This window comes from Archangium lipolyticum (assembly GCF_024623785.1).
GTDB classification, from domain to species: domain Bacteria; phylum Myxococcota; class Myxococcia; order Myxococcales; family Myxococcaceae; genus Archangium; species Archangium lipolyticum.
This window is the reverse complement of record NZ_JANKBZ010000007.1, coordinates 34,539-49,088: the sequence shown is the minus strand read 5'-3', so window position 1 is coordinate 49,088 and position 14,550 is coordinate 34,539. Positions and strand designations below refer to the sequence as shown.

At 66.5% G+C, this 14,550-nt stretch carries 15 protein-coding genes; 9 read left to right on the top strand and 6 right to left on the bottom strand.

The features are described 5' to 3' along the window. Positions 1–158: 158 nt before the first annotated feature. Positions 159–1,304, bottom strand: a complete 1,146-nt coding sequence (locus NR810_RS17170; protein ID WP_257453702.1) for a glycosyltransferase family 2 protein — start codon at positions 1,302–1,304, stop codon at positions 159–161. An 82-nt stretch (positions 1,305–1,386) separates the two neighbouring features. Between NR810_RS17170 and NR810_RS52815 the strand changes: the two genes are divergently transcribed. Further along, positions 1,387–1,620: an NAD(P)-binding domain-containing protein gene (locus NR810_RS52815; protein WP_407653795.1), complete on the top strand. Its 234-nt coding sequence runs from the start codon at positions 1,387–1,389 to the stop codon at positions 1,618–1,620. A 178-nt stretch (positions 1,621–1,798) separates the two neighbouring features. Here NR810_RS52815 and NR810_RS17160 read toward each other — a convergent pair whose 3' ends face one another. Continuing rightward, a complete protein-coding gene (locus tag NR810_RS17160; protein WP_257453700.1) occupies positions 1,799–3,238 on the bottom strand; it encodes a serine hydrolase domain-containing protein in 1,440 nt (479 codons plus the stop codon). Between the two features lie 165 nt (positions 3,239–3,403). On the opposite strand from NR810_RS17160, the gene NR810_RS17155 reads away from it, so the two are divergent. Continuing rightward, complete coding sequence (locus NR810_RS17155; RefSeq protein WP_257453699.1) at positions 3,404–5,017, top strand: glycine--tRNA ligase; 1,614 nt, start codon at positions 3,404–3,406, stop codon at positions 5,015–5,017. Between the two features lie 21 nt (positions 5,018–5,038). Continuing rightward, positions 5,039–6,202, top strand: a complete 1,164-nt coding sequence (locus tag NR810_RS17150) for a dipeptidase (RefSeq protein WP_257453698.1) — start codon at positions 5,039–5,041, stop codon at positions 6,200–6,202. A gap of 45 nt (positions 6,203–6,247) precedes the next feature. Here the strand turns inward: NR810_RS17150 and NR810_RS17145 are convergent, their stop codons facing one another. Next, on the bottom strand, positions 6,248–6,973 hold the full coding sequence (locus NR810_RS17145; RefSeq protein WP_257453697.1) for a hypothetical protein: 726 nt from the start codon (positions 6,971–6,973) through the stop codon (positions 6,248–6,250). A gap of 94 nt (positions 6,974–7,067) precedes the next feature. Beyond that, a complete protein-coding gene (locus NR810_RS17140; protein WP_257453696.1) occupies positions 7,068–7,859 on the bottom strand; it encodes an MBL fold metallo-hydrolase in 792 nt (263 codons plus the stop codon). Positions 7,860–7,962: 103 nt separating this feature from the next. Here NR810_RS17140 and NR810_RS17135 point away from each other — a divergent pair, with 103 nt between their 5' ends. The 3 genes from NR810_RS17135 (at position 7,963) to NR810_RS17125 (ending at position 10,365) form a co-directional block, all read left to right on the top strand. Next, positions 7,963–8,829 (top strand): LysR family transcriptional regulator, encoded by an 867-nt coding sequence (locus tag NR810_RS17135; RefSeq protein ID WP_257453695.1) that lies wholly within the window; start codon positions 7,963–7,965, stop codon positions 8,827–8,829. A gap of 148 nt (positions 8,830–8,977) precedes the next feature. Beyond that, positions 8,978–9,439: a hypothetical protein gene (locus NR810_RS17130; protein WP_257453694.1), complete on the top strand. Its 462-nt coding sequence runs from the start codon at positions 8,978–8,980 to the stop codon at positions 9,437–9,439. Continuing rightward, complete coding sequence (locus tag NR810_RS17125; protein WP_257453693.1) at positions 9,436–10,365, top strand: tyrosinase family protein; 930 nt, start codon at positions 9,436–9,438, stop codon at positions 10,363–10,365. Before NR810_RS17130 ends, NR810_RS17125 begins: the two co-directional genes overlap by 4 nt. Positions 10,366–10,377: 12 nt before the next feature. Here the strand turns inward: NR810_RS17125 and NR810_RS17120 are convergent, their stop codons facing one another. Next, on the bottom strand, positions 10,378–10,860 hold the full coding sequence (locus tag NR810_RS17120; RefSeq protein WP_257453692.1) for an SRPBCC domain-containing protein: 483 nt from the start codon (positions 10,858–10,860) through the stop codon (positions 10,378–10,380). Positions 10,861–10,912: 52 nt separating this feature from the next. Between NR810_RS17120 and NR810_RS17115 the strand changes: the two genes are divergently transcribed. Beyond that, the gene (locus NR810_RS17115) at positions 10,913–11,236 is read left to right on the top strand and encodes an ArsR/SmtB family transcription factor (protein WP_257453691.1); all 324 of its coding nucleotides are present in this window, start codon (positions 10,913–10,915) and stop codon (positions 11,234–11,236) included. Between the two features lie 111 nt (positions 11,237–11,347). Here NR810_RS17115 and NR810_RS17110 read toward each other — a convergent pair whose 3' ends face one another. Continuing rightward, the gene (locus NR810_RS17110) at positions 11,348–12,532 is read right to left on the bottom strand and encodes a DUF6068 family protein (RefSeq protein WP_257453690.1); all 1,185 of its coding nucleotides are present in this window, start codon (positions 12,530–12,532) and stop codon (positions 11,348–11,350) included. Between the two features lie 418 nt (positions 12,533–12,950). Between NR810_RS17110 and NR810_RS17105 the strand changes: the two genes are divergently transcribed. Further along, positions 12,951–13,718 (top strand): zinc-dependent metalloprotease, encoded by a 768-nt coding sequence (locus NR810_RS17105; RefSeq protein ID WP_257453689.1) that lies wholly within the window; start codon positions 12,951–12,953, stop codon positions 13,716–13,718. Between the two features lie 3 nt (positions 13,719–13,721). Then, positions 13,722–14,489, top strand: a complete 768-nt coding sequence (locus NR810_RS17100; protein ID WP_257453688.1) for a trypsin-like serine peptidase — start codon at positions 13,722–13,724, stop codon at positions 14,487–14,489. Positions 14,490–14,550 lie beyond the last annotated feature (61 nt).

Here is a 14,550-nt window from a genome sequence, read left to right as displayed (position 1 = left end):
AGCTTTACCGGGCTTCAGGCTCTAGCGCGTCTGACCCGTGTTCCTGGTCTACGCATGTATAGCGCCCTGGAATTGAAAAGGAAAGAAAGTGTGACGATCTGGTCACATGCCGAATTCCGCCAACGCAACAACTTTCGCATCAGAATTACATCTACCTCCTACCCGGCCTGGACCTTCGCCCGGGCGGGCTCCTCGCGAGCCTTCATCAACTTCAGCGGGCGGGCGATGCCGCTGATGGGGGCCGGAGAGGGCCATGTGGGTGGCGAGAGCGCACTGTCCACGGACAACAACGTACGGTAGAGCCGCTTGAGCTCGTCGACGAGCAGCGTCCGCCCTTCACGGAGCAGGGCCTGGCACTCGTCAGCGAGGCGATTGGCCTCCACGGGCGTGAGCTTGCGCTGCAGCAGCAGCGCGTAGAGCGAGAGCTGGATGGAGTCGTGCTTGCTGGCGAAGTAGCGGTAGTTCTCGTGCCACTCATTGAGCCGGGTGGGCGAGTTCATGTGGACCTGGTGGAAGTTGGCGGCCTCGCGGCGGACCACCGTCCGGTGCCCGCTGTGCACCAGCCGGAAGCTGAGCTCCGTATCCTCCAGCCCCCAGTTCGAGAACGCCTCGTCGAACATCCCGACTTCGACCACCCGCTTGCGCGTCACGGACATGTTCCCCGTGGTCCCCAGCGACCAGCAGAGGTGGAAGGGGCTCAGGTCTTCCGAGAAGGCCTTGATGGTGGGCATGACCCGGCCCTCCCACCAGGGCTCCAGCAGACCGAAGGTCCCCACCACCTGCTCGTACTGGTGCTCCACGTCCTCGGCCGTCACCAACTGGAGCTCCTCGTGCTCCAGCAGCTTCCGGGCGAGCTCCGGCGACTCGATGAAGAAAGGGTGGAGCCTGTGCCAGATGTCCAGCCCGCGGGACCACCAGGTCAGCATGCCGTACTGCCAACCCAGGACGAGCATTCGATCGCTGTCGCTGGAGAACGCCTTCACGTGCTCGGCCACGAAGTCCGGCGACACGATGCGGTCATCATCGGAGAAAATGAGAATATCGCCGCGCGCCTGCTGGATGGCGGCGTTGCGCGCCGCCGCGCGCCCGCGGTTGGCCTGGCGCAGATACCTGAGATTGAGCCGCCCCTGGTACCGGGCGATGACGTCCTGGGTCGCGTCCGTGCTCCCGTCATCGGTGATGACGATTTCGTAGTCACGGCTCGTCTGGTGCAGGAACGAGGCGAGGGTGAGGTCGAGGTACCTGGCCTTGTTATAGGTGGGCATGATGACGCTGGCGGACAGCGTCGGAGTGGGCTCGGCCATGAGGGCTGCATCCTTCCAGTCGTGATTCTGCTTTCAGGGCATCGTAACGGTTCCGTCACAGCCGCCACAACAAACTGGCGAGGTGGGCACAGCCAGGGATGCGTGTCTCGGGCAATGGCAGACAGAGGGCCGGCCCGGCCTACTCCGAAGCCTGCCCCTGAAAGCGGGAGATGAGCCAGGAGGCGGCCCCGAGGTCGCCGGCCTGATCGAGAAGCTCGGCTTCGCGCCCATCAAACCGGGCAAGCTCGCCGAAGGCGGCCGGCTCCAGCAGTTCGGCGGACCGTTGATGGTCCACAACCTGCTCGAGCAGCGCTGAGCATCCGCGATTTCCAGTTCCAACAAGACGTACCACGGAACGCACCAGGGAACCTTCCTGAGCGTGGCGCCGACCGGCCGGAAGACTCATTTCGAGACCGTCGATGCCATGCGCGTGCGCAACGGCAAGCTCTCCGAGCATTGGGGAGTCGCCTCCCATTCCGTTGTTGATTCCGCAGCTAGGGCACGCGCTTCCCGATGGACTGGCCGTCGAAGAGCAGGCGCAGGCCTCCGTCCGGCTCGCGTTGGAAGCTCACCTTCGTGCCCTCGAGCAGGCCGAAATCATCACGCTCGATGAACTCGTTGTCGCCGTAGGCCTCCAACTCCCCGCGAATCTCGGGCTGCGCCATCCCGAAGGTCGCCCACAAGCGGCCCTCGTCCATGGCGATGCTCACCGGGCCTATCGCCGTGTCGAACGAGCCCACGTAGTCCCGCCACACTCCGGTGTCCGGTACGAAGGTGCTGGGCGCCCGGTCCTTGGAGGGAGAGGCCGGCGCGGGCTCATCGCCGAACAGCATCGCGGCGACGCCCAGGGCCACCTCCTCCGAGACCCTCGTCTTGAGGTTGCTGAGCACCGCCACGGCCGTGCCCTCGGAGGGAAACAGCAGGAACATGGAGCTGCTGTTGATGGTGCTGCCACCATGCGACACCATCCGCCGGCCGAACTGCGGAGAGAGGACCCAGCCCATCCCACTGGTGGGAATCACCAGGGGCTGCCACATCCGCTCCACGCCCTCCGCGGAGAGCACCCGGCCACCGGGCCCTTCGCCCCCGGCGAGCAGGGCGGAGAAGTAACGGGCCACGTCCTCGGCGGAGGTGTAGGTGGCCGCGCCCGCGGGCTCGTGTGCGATCGACCAGGGGGGTGACAGCGGATGCAGCTGTCCCCTCGTCCACACGTACCCCTCGGCCAGGTCCGGCGCCTCCGCGGACACCGAGCCCAGGCGGGTGTGGCTCATGCCGAGCGGCGTGAAGACGGAATCGGCCATGTGTCGCGCGAAAGGCTTGCCCGCCACCGTCTGGACGATGAGCCCCACCAGGGCGAAGCCATCGTTGGCGTACACCTCGCCCTGACCCGGAGTGAAGAGGAGGCGCACCCCGGCGAGGGACCGTGCCCTCCTCTCGAGGGCACCGTCATCCTGGGAGCCATCCCAGAAGTAGCTCATGGGCAGGCCCGAGGTGTGCGTCAGCAGGTGCTTCACGAGGATCTGCTCCTGCAGACCGTCCGCCGTGCGGAACCAGGGCAGGTAGCGCGTCACCGGCGCCTCCAGGTCCACGGCCCCCGCCTCCACCTGCTGCATGAGCGCGAGCGCCGTCATCGCCTTGGTGGTGGAGCCGATGGACACCTGGGTCTTCGCGGTCATCCGCCGGTTCTCCGCCTCATCCGCCAGGCCGTAGCCCTTGAGGCAGACGGGCTGGCCGCCCTGGAGGATGACGAGCGAGAGCCCCGGGATGTGTCCTTGCCGCATGCGTTCGGTGACGAACGGGTCGATCCGCTCGCGCAACGCGGCGGGCAGGGCCTCGCACCGCTCCCGCGGGAACGGGTCCGTCCCGATGGGAGGCGTGCACCCGGAGCCCGAGAGTGCACCGAGCAACATGAGAACGAGAGAGCGCTTCAGCATGGCGGAGCCTCCCCCACGATGCGCGGGTGGGCGGAAGATGAGTCGGTTCCGCAATGGAACTCCGTGGGGCCCGGGAAGTGTCACCCTCCGCTCGTGCTCGTATTCCATGGCAGCCGGTGTAGGCTGCCCCCTGGCCAATCTGGCATGTGAAGGAGCGATACACCGATGCCCGCGCAGACGATGGAGCAGTTGGTTTCCCTGTGTAAACGCCGGGGATTCATCTTTCCTGGCTCGGCGGTCTACGGCGGTCTTCAGGGCACCTACGACTACGGTCCCCTCGGTGTCGAGCTGAAGAACAACCTCAAGCTCGCCTGGTGGCGCGCCAACGTCTGGGAGCGGGAGGACATGGAAGGGATCGACGCGGCGATCCTCATGAACAAGCTGACCTGGCGCTACTCCGGCCACGAAGAGACCTTCGTGGACCCGATGGTCGACTGCAAGAACTGCAAGATGCGCTGGCGCGCGGATCAGATCTCCGGCAAGTGCCCCAACTGCGCGTCGACGGAGCTCACCGAGCCGCGTCCGTTCAACCTGATGTTCAAGACGCAGATCGGACCGGTGCCGGATCCCGAGTCTTTCTCGTACCTGAGGCCCGAGACCGCGCAGGGCATCTTCGTCAACTTCAAGCACGTCCTCGACTCCACGTCGCGCAAGCTCCCGTTCGGCATCGCGCAGATCGGCAAGGCGTTCCGCAACGAGATCACCCCGCGCAACTTCATCTTCCGGGTCCGCGAGTTCGAGCAGATGGAGATCGAATTCTTCGTCCGCCCGGGTGAAGACGAGGGATGGCACAAGAAGTGGGTGGAGGATCGCATCAACTGGTGGCTGTCCGTGGGCCTGTCCCGGCAGAACCTCGAGCCGTACCACCAGAAGCCCGAGGAGCTCGCCCACTACGCCAAGGCAACGGTGGACCTGCTCTACCGCTTCCCGCACGGGCTGGAGGAGCTCGAGGGCATCGCCAACCGCACCGACTACGACCTGGGCTCGCACAGCAAGGACCAGGGCTCGCTCGGGTTGAGGGCGCGCGTCAGCCCCAACTCGCACAGCACCGACAAGCTCACCTACTTCGACCCCGAGACGAAGCAGCACGTGGTGCCCTTCGTCATTGAACCGTCGGCCGGCGTGGACCGGGGTGTGCTCGCGCTCCTGAGCGAGGCCTACGCGGAGGAGCAGGTGAAGCCCGCCCCGGCGGACCGCCTGAAGCCGGTGGAAGAGGCGCTCGGCACCTTCCTCAAGTCGGTGGGCCGCAGCGAGAAGATTCCCGCCCAGGCCAAGGAGGCCCTCCTCGCCGAGGGCGAGCGCATCGCCCAGGCACTCGGCGAGCGGCTGCCGTCCGTCGCGGGGCTCCTGTCCATGCCCGGCGCGGAGAGCATCGAGGTGGCCAAGAAGCTGCGCGGCCAGGTGGACCCGGTGGTGGATGAGTTCTACCGGACGGTGCTGCACTTCAAGCCGCACCTGGCGCCCATCAAGGTGGCGGTACTCCCGCTCAAGAAGAACCACCCCGAAATCGTCAGCACCGCCAAGAGCATCCGGAGGAAGCTCCAGTCGACCGGCGGCATGCGCATCGTCTACGACGACACCGGCGCGATCGGAAAGCTCTACCGGCGCCAGGACGAGATCGGCACCCCATTCTGCATCACGGTCGACTTCGACACGCTCGGTGAGGGCAAGGACGCGGCGCACAAGGACACCGTCACCGTGCGCCACCGTGACAGCATGGCGCAGGAACGCGTCGCCATCTCCGAGCTCGAGACCTATCTGCGAGAGAAGATGCAGTAACGCTCGCGAACGAGGAGCCAGATGAAAAAGTGGATCGTACTCGGAGTGGTCGTACTGCTCATCGGCGGCGCGCTGGTCGCCCTCGACATCGTCGCCAAGCGTGCCGCGACCAGGATGAACGGCGTCTACCAGACGAAGCCGTATGCGGCGACCGAGAAGGGCAAGGCCGTACACGCGCAGATGTTCATCGTGGATCTCCATGCGGACCCGCTCCTCTGGAACCGCGATCTGAACCAGCGCGGAACGACGGGGCACACGGACGTACCCCGGCTGATCGAAGGCAACGTCGCGGTGCAGATCTTCGGTGTCGTCACCAAGACGCCGAAGAACATGAATCCGGATCGGAACGACGACACCACGGATGACATCAAGCTGCTCGCCATCGCGCAGCGCTGGCGGCCGTCGACGTGGACGAGCCTCAAGGCACGCGCGCTGTATCAGGCCGACAAGCTGGAGAAGCTCTCGAAGGCATCCGAGGGCAAGCTCGTCCTGATTCGCACGCGCGAGGAGCTCATTGCCTTCGAGCAAGCCCGGAAGAAGGATCCGAACAAGGTCGGAGCGATCCTGTCGCTCGAGGGAATGCACGCGCTGGAGGGCAAGGCCGCCACCGTGGACGAGCTCTTCGCCGCCGGGTTCCGGATGCTCGGGCCCGCGCACTTCTTCGACAACGAGATGGGCGGCTCCGCGCACGGCGTCGAGAAGGGTGGTCTGTCCGAGCAGGGCCGGGAGGTCATCCGCACGATGGAGGCGAAGGGCATGACCATCGACCTCGCGCACTCGTCGGCGAAGACGATGGAAGAGGTGCTCGCGATGGCGACGAAGCCGGTGGTGGTCTCGCATACGGGCGTGAAGGCGACGTGCGAGAACAACCGGAACCTGACCGACGCGCAGCTCTCCGCGGTCGCGAAGAACGGGGGTGTCGTGGGGATCGGTTTCTGGAAGACGGCGACCTGCGGCACCGATGCGAAGTCGATCGCGAAGGCGATCCGGCACGCGGTGAACGTGGCCGGAATCGATCATGTCGGACTCGGTTCGGACTACGACGGCGCGGTGCCCGCGCCCTTCGACGTCGCGGGACTCGTGGAGCTGACCGACGCGTTGATCGCCGTCGGGTTCAACGAGGAAGAGCTCCGGAAGATTCTGGGTGGCAACGCGATGCGCGTGCTGCGCTCGAACCTGCCGTGAGCGGCGGAAACCGCGAAGCAGGCCTGTCTGCTCCCCTCCCCCTCGTCACGACGGGCTCGGTTTGCCTCGACTGGCGCCGAGCTCGACTGAAATCTCATTCGAGTACAGGTCGACGGCATCAGGCGAAAAGTGATTGCGCTGCCTGTATCGAATCCTGAATACACCCCCGACCTCGGGAAAGGCATAGTCCTTCCCGAGGTCGATGCGCACTTCATGGCGCATTCCAGGCTCGAGCTCCACGAAATGGCTGGGGGCAGCCCGCTTGACCCTCTCTCCCTGGTAGAGAACCTCCTTCCCGTCCACCATCGAGGTGACCTCGAACAGGTTGTTCATCAGGCCCTCGGAATCCCCGAAACTGATGCGGTCCAGCGAGAAGGTTCCGCGGCCGGTCGTGTGGGTGGTCGACAGCTCGACCAGGACCGTCCACCGCTGTGCCTGCTTCGCCACGCTCAGCAGCTTCAGCTCGCACGGATGATTGAGCTCACGCACCTTCTCGGAGGCGAGGTTGACCGCGAAGCGATGACGCCGGGCGTTCTCGATGAGCAGCTCCGTCCGATCGTCTGACAGCGTCATCGAGGTGAAGAACACGTCCTGGACGTCGGTCTCGAGGTCCGGCACGAGCTCATACCGGTAGAGCTCGATGGTTCTGAGCCGCTGGCCCGACCGGGCGTCGAAGACGGCCAGGGAGCTCGAATTGTATCCACGCGTATCGCCGTACTGGATGTCGCCTACGACGATCGGAGCGACGCGGGCGGGGGGCGGCCGGCTCATGCTGGGTGGTCCTCTTCCCGCGGCGAGGTGCCGCGTCCTGGGCAACATCACCAGAAGTGCTTTCGCTCGACGAGGTCAATCGTCATCGCGCCGGTCAGGCCCGCGAGCCCACCCGTGGACCCGCCCTGTCCGGTCGAGCGAAGTGCATCTCCTCTCCGTCTTCGGGGATGTGCACCTTCGCGAGCAGCCCCTCGGCATTCATCCGCTCGCGCAGCCCGTCGCGGGTGGTCGGGCAGTGATCGAGCGCTTCCAGGTGATTGAGGACGACCCTTCCAGGCGCGCGCCTGACGAGCGTCACGAGCTCGTCGACCGAGAACAGGATGTCGCCGCCCAGCCCCATGTTCGCCGCGCCCGCCGGGGCGATGATGACATCGGGCTGAAGGCGATCCACGGCATCCAGGACTTCGTCCGTGAGCACCGCATCCGATGTGATGTACACGCTCGGCTCGTCCGGGTGCGCCAGGTAGTAGCCCGAGACGGCTCCCAGCAGCCATGCGAGCAACCCGCGACCGTGCCGGGCTGGGATGATCTCCACCGCCATCCCGAGCGCGCCGTCTCCGAGCTCGTGAACGTCGAGTCCCTTCTTCTTGAGTTTCGGTGCGTCCACGCGGCTCGCCCATACGGGCAGCCCGCGCTTCTGACTCCATCGGAGGCCCGCCAGATCCAGGTGATCCGGATGCGCATGGGTGACGAGCACGCCCGTCACCTCCTCCAGCAACGCGAACGTGCCGGGCGGCAGCGCGACCAGGGGATTGGGGCGACGGCCACCTCCGAAGAACTTGAAGCCCGGCAACGCCCCCGGCCTCGCGAGCATCGGGTCAACCAGCAGGTGGTGCTCGCCCAACGTCAGGAGGGTGGTGGCGTTGCGCAGGTGGCGAATCTTCATGGGGTGCTCCGGTGAAGGGTCGCCCCGTAAACTAGAGACAGCACGAACGGATGAGTACCGCTAGATTCGGAAGCTGGGCATCCGTTTTTGCATGGAGGTTCAGGTGGAGTGGGATCTGTTACGCACGTTCGAGGCGGTCGCTCGTCTCGGGAGTCTGACCGCCGCGTCGAAGGCGCTGGGCGTGAGCCAGTCGACCGTCAGCAGACACCTGGCCCGGCTGGAGGAGATCGCTGGCTCCCCGTTGCTGCTGCGCGAATCCCCGCCGCGGCTGACGGAGCGCGGGACCTCGTTGCTGGCGGCGGTGCAGCCCATGGTGGATGCCGCGCTGGCGGCACGGTCCGCGTTGGAAGACACGCCGGATCTCCACGGCGAAGTCACCCTGACCACCGTCGGCGAGATGGTGCGCTGGGAACTGACCCCCCGCCTGCCGGAGTTCTACCGGGCCTTTCCTCACTTGCGCCTGCGCATCCTGGCGGAGAACCGGGTCAGCAGCCTCGCCGCCGGTGAAGCCGACGTGGCGCTCCGGATGGTCCGCCCCGAACGTGGCGAGCTCGTCGCACGCAAGGTGTACACGGCGTCCTACGCGTTCTTCGCGGCCTCCTCGCTCGAGCTTCACCCCGAGGTCCCGTGGTTGGGCCTGACGGGCTCGCTCGCGGGCATCACCGAACAGCGTTACGCCGACCGCGCCTTCGCCACCCGCCCCCCGCGGCTGCTCGTCGAGGATGTCGAGTCACTGGGGCTCGCGGTCCAAGCCGGCCTCGGTGTGGCCATCCTGCCCCGAGGTTTCGCCGCGCGACTCGACGAGGTCGTGGAGGTTCCTCCGCAGCGGATTGGAGCGCAGATCAGCGACCGCATCCCCTCCCGCGACGTCTGGATGGTCGTCCACCGCTCCAAGCAGCACGTCCCCAGGGTGCGGGCGGTGATGGGGTGGCTCGGGGGAATGACCCGGGCCCCTGGGAGCGGGGCATAGGTCTCGGATGCCATCCGTGGGAGGGAATTCCCCGGCGAGGGCCCGGCTCCACCGCCCCTCAGCCTCCATCCAACCAACCTGCCATCGGCGTCACGAAGCGCACAAGCCCACTCCACCCGAGCGAGACACTGCGCTGGGGGAGGCACCAATGGCAGCCAGAAAGAAGCAGCAGGCAAAGCCGGCACGCGGAGGGCCCTCGTCCGAGACCCGAGCGCACCGCCTCGCACCGCTCGAATTCAATCCGTTCACCCCGGGCCTCGAGCACCCAGAGTGGGTGCGCAAGGAGTTTCCCTCCTACGTCGAGTACACGCACGAAGACCTCGCGCGCAGCGTCCGCACCCTCGAGCACCAGGGGCGTACCATCTCCATCACCACCACGTACGAGGTGAGCATCGAGGGACGCCCCGTCACCCTGCACATGATGGTGGACGAGGAGGGACAGCTCTGGTCCCACCTGTGTCCCTACCAGACCTTCGCGTCGGCCCTGGAGCTCGTGCGCCACCTCCTCACGCGCATGCCCCATCTGTTCGAGGCGGCGCAGCCCTCGGGCCACGACCACGCCGGCCACGACCACGCCGGCCACGACCACAGCTCCGGAGGTGCGCGATGATTCGCCAGAACATCCTCTCTGACGAAGGCGTCCTGCAGCAGTTCATCGACGGAGTCCTGGCGATCAAGGATCCGGCGCGCTTCCCGTGGCCAGGGCAGCCGGGGCTCTCCATCTATGACTTCTTCGTGGCATGGCACCACCAGTCGATGATGCTCTTCACGCCGCCCACGCAGCGAGATCGCAACTCGGCCCACTCGGGCCCCGCCTTCCTCCCGTGGCACCGCTACTTCCTGCTGCGCTTCGAGGGCTACCTGCGCACCGCTCTCAGCGACAACGACTTCCGGCTGCCGTACTGGGACTGGTCCGCGGACGCGGCGCTCTCCAATCCCCGGCAGTCGCCCATCTGGAGCCAGGAGGCCCTGGGACGATTCACCCAGCCTGCCATCTGGCAGGTCCGCATCGTCCCCGGGACGCGAGGACTCACGCGGCTGGCACAGCCGAGGCCTCTCGATCGCGACCTGGGAGCACTGGGAGGCGCGCTGCCGACACGCGACGCGGTCCGCACGGTGCTGCGCAACCAGGTCGTGTATGACGCCCCTCCGTACAACAGCTCCTCCACGGGCTTCCGCAACTACCTGGAGGGATGGGAGGGCCCGGCGCGGATCCACAACAACGTGCATGTCTGGATTGGCGGCGACATGGCCGACAGCACCTCGCCCAACGACCCCATTTTCTACCTGCACCACTGCAACGTGGACCGCATCTGGCAAGCGTGGCGCATCCGCTACCCGAATGCCCCCTACGTTCCCCCCCAGAGCGCTTCCAACAATCTGGCCTTCCACCGCATTGACGACGCCCTCTACTCGGTGTTCCGCGAGGCCGCGCCCGTCACCCCCCGCAGCGTGCTCAACCCCCAGGCCCTCGGAGCCCCCTTCAGCGCCGCCAATCACTATGATTACGACACACTCGCGGACCTGCAGGGCTGAGCACCTGGTCAGCTAGTAGAGGAACGCGCGCAGATTGGTGCCCTGCTCCACGAACACCTTCAGGCACAGGAGCATCTGCGACCAGCCCATGCAGTTGCCGTAGGATTGATTCAGCCCCTCCGGCGTCTTCCGCCAGCCCGACTCACTGATGCGCACCAGCGCCGACTTGCTGTCCAGCGCCTCGAACTCCATGCGAACCTGCGTGAGATAGTCGCCATCACCGGCCTTCCACTCCAGCTCGATGAAGCGGTTGCGCTCCACCTTGCGCACGTACACGGGGAAGGCGCCGGGAAAGTCGGCGAAGTCCCACGTCACGGTGGTGCCCTCGTCGAGCGGTGCGCTCGCTCCGTTGGTCGTGAAGTAGCCGCTCAGCTTCTTCGGGTTGTAGACCGCGTCGAAAACCTCGGCGACCGGCCTCGCAATCTTGGCGTGGACCTGGAACCTGAGCTCCAGCTCACCTTCCGCCGACGGCTTCTCGCTTCGCTCCTGTGCCATGGGTGCCTCCGAAGTGCGTGCGTTCAAGGTCAATATGTTATAATTTTATAACATGTCAAGTGACGAGGCCCACGACGCGGTCTTCAAGGCACTGGGAGACTCCCGGCGGCGGGCCATGCTGGACCTGCTGAAGGAGCGGCCGATGACGACGGGCGAGCTGACCGAGCACTTCCCGGAGCTGGACCGCACCACGGTGATGCAGCACCTCGGCGTGCTGGAGAAGGCGGGGCTGGTCATCGCGAAGAAGCAGGGGCGGCAGCGGTGGAACTACCTCAATCCGCTGCCCATCCAGGAGATTCATGACCGATGGATCAGCCGCTATGCCCGGGGCGCGGTGGACCTGCTCGCTCGATTGAAGGCGGACCTGGAGGAATGAACCCGCGCGGTGAGCGAGGAGACGAGGAAGGGAAAGACCCCCTGAGCATCAAAAAAGAAAACCCCGGCTCGCCTGATGGCGGCCGGGGCCTTGCTACATCGAGGACTGACGTTACTTCTGGCCCCCGAGCCACGAGCCCCACCGCACGAGCCGCGTACCGCCCTCGGGCTCGCGCTTGCCACCGGTGACCACGCGCTCGGTGACACTGGAGAGCGGCTGGAAGCGCGCCTCATAGGGCAGACCCGCGAGCGCCGGGGCCCACGGCTCGGCCGCGTAGGTCTCCGAGAAGACGCGCTGGGTGCCCTCGACGTTCTCGGTGCGCTGCTCGGTGAGGGCGGGCACGTTGCGGCCCTCCGCGGTGAAGGTGCCACGGGTGCCGGACGCGGCGGCGGCGGGAGGCCAGTCCCCCGAGGACAGCACCTCCCAGGGCAGGCTCATCAGCAGCTCCTCGAGGCGCTCTGGTTCGGCCTGGGAGAAGTCGGAGCAGGGAGCGGCGTTGGTGTCGATGGGGCCCTCGGTGCGCAGGAGGTAGCCGCGCTCGGCGGCGAAGCACACGCGCTGCACGCCAGGCGAGGGGCCCACGTCCACGCGCCGGTCGTAGTACGCGCCCGGGCCCAGGGGCCGCTCCAGCGCGGGCACGGGGGCGTTGGCACCGGCCGAGCCCTCGCGGAACTCGCGCAGCGTCAGCTTGAAGCCGCCTGGGATGTGGAAGCCGGCCGTCTCGGTGCTCGCCTCGAGCAGGCCCTGGGTGAGGTAGAGCGGGCCCGGCTCGTTGGCGTATACGCGCGTGCGCAGGGGGCCGTCCACGGGGCGCTGGTCGCTGACGTAGCGCATGGCCTCCCAGGTGCGGCCGGCGGTGGAGGGCTTCTCGGCGGTGGCCTCGCCCGCGTGGGGCACGTCGAGCGGGCGCGTCGTGTCCGCGCGCACGGGGAGGATCAGGTCCTGCGACAGCCGCGGGTGTGCCAGGGGCTTGCCGGCCTCGTCGGTGAAGGCCAGGCGCACCCAGACCCAGGGCTGCTGCACGGACACCACCTCCAGCGTCAGCTGACCGCCAAGGGTGCGCGCGGTGCCGCCGCCACGGGGGTCGGGTCCCTGGGTGGCGGAGAAGGAGTAGGTGACCCGATCGCCCACGCGGGCGCGCTTCCAGGCATCAGCGGCCTGCATGGAAGCGGGCTCCTGGGCCTGGGTGTCGGAAGGAGAAGGGCTGCTCGACTTCGTGCTCTCGCAGCCCGGGAGGAAGGACAGGGCCGCGCCCAGCAGCGCGGCGATGGGGAGGGTGGAGTGGCGCATTTGCATGTGAGACTTGATACACCCGGAGTGTATTCATGAGGCGGTGACTTCGAGCGCCAGCCTGATGACGCGGGTGCTTCCCCGGTTCTTGAGTTGATTCGTAATTGGATGACCGTGCTGCAACGGCTCGCTGTCCGATTGGTGAGCACACCGTCCGAGACTCGGACGATCCGGGTGTGGCGCGCGCAACCCCTTGAGCCAACGGACGATTCACCAGGAAACGTCAGGACTCTTTACAAGAAGTCCCAGAAAGGCTGGTGCATCTCTGCTCCAGGGCTAATCGAGAAGCCAAGCAAGTCCCTGTTTTCCGGTGTGCCCATGTGTTGGCCCGAGGGTTGCTCAGGGAAAGGGGCGCGCGGTCGCGGCTGGAACCCCCAGGCGGCAGCGCACAACCCCCTGTAGTCCCCCCGAAAAGGAAGCCTCCATGCGTAAGCTTTCGATGGCGTTGCTGGCTGGTGTTGCTCTCGTCGGCTGCGGCGGTACCGACATGCAGAGCGAGAACCAGGAGATCATCTCCAACCTGGTCGCGGCCGGGTTTCCGGCCGACGACATCATGGTCGTCGACAACGCCGTGTACGTGGGCCTCGACGCTCACGTGACCCTCGAGGCGTCCCAGGAGATGCTCCAGGCCGGTGAGGGGAGCGCGGAGCAGTACAGGACGACCAATCTCGTCGGCACCAGCGTGACGAAGATCTGCATCAATCCCACCTCCACGTTCAACAGCTACACCCGCCTGAGCCAGGGCCTCGATCAGGCCATCGCCAACTACAACAGCCTGGGGCTCCGCATCACCATGGCGCGCGGGCCGACCACCGGCTGCACCGCGAACATCACCGCGCAGACCATGTCCGGCACCGGCGGCTCCGCTGGCTTCCCCTCGGGCGGCAAGCCCTACGGCACCATCAACATCGGCACCGGCCTGAACAGCTACAGCGTTGACGTGAACGAGCACGTCATCACCCACGAGCTCGGCCACGCGATCGGTTTCCGCCACTCGGACTACTACAACCGGTCCATCAGCTGCGGCGGCGCTGCCACCAACGAGGGCGCCTCGACCGTGGGTGCCATCCTCATCCCCGGCACGCCGAGCACGGCCACGGTGGGCGCGTCGATCATGAACTCCTGCTTCCGGTCGACCGAGACCGGCGAGTGGACCAGCTCTGACATCACCGCGCTGAACTACCTCTACTGAGAAATGGCGCGACAGCCCCCTGGTCCGTTCATGACTCTGTGGGGCCCGCTCCTCGCGGGCACCGTACTCCTGGGCGTTGCTGCCTGTGGAACTGCGGTGCCCGCGGATCCTCCAGTCTGCCAGGAGCCGCAGAAGCCGGAGGTAAGCAGCCTCTGGCAGTGCGGCCCGACCCTCGATTTCACCCCCATCAACAGCTACCAGGGCGAGTTCGCTGACGTCCAGGACAGGGAAGACGCTGTCGTCCTGCTCGACGGACGCTGCACCGGAACGTTGATTGAAGCGAGCGCGGGACCGGTGGTGTTGACCGCGGGGCACTGTGTCGGGCTCGGAGACCGGGCGCTGCTGGTCTTCAACTTCGAGGACGCTCCCGACGGCGACCCGCTGATGACCGAGGGCACGGTCATCGAGCAATCGTTCGAACCCGACTATGCGCTCATCGAGCTCGACGTGCTTCCCGCCGTCACGCCGGTCTTGCTGACGACCCAGGCCAGCGAGCGGTTGGCGATCATCCAGCATCCCCGGGGACGGCCCAAGGTCATCGCCGAGGGCAGGTTCCTGGACTCATGTAATCAGCTTGTCTACTACTCGGACCTGGACACCCTGGTAGGGAGCTCCGGCGCTGGCGTGCTCAACCGTCAAGGCCACCTGGTGGGCATCCACACCGACGGCGATTGCGACGAAAAGGGCCACGGAGCCAACAGAGGCTGGACCGCGGAAACGATTGTCGAAGCGTCCCCGTACCTGCAGAGCGCCGACATCGCCGAACGCTAGGCATGGAGCGGTGACGGACTCAGCCGACCGGGGCCGCTCCCGCCAGCCCGTATGTACCGCC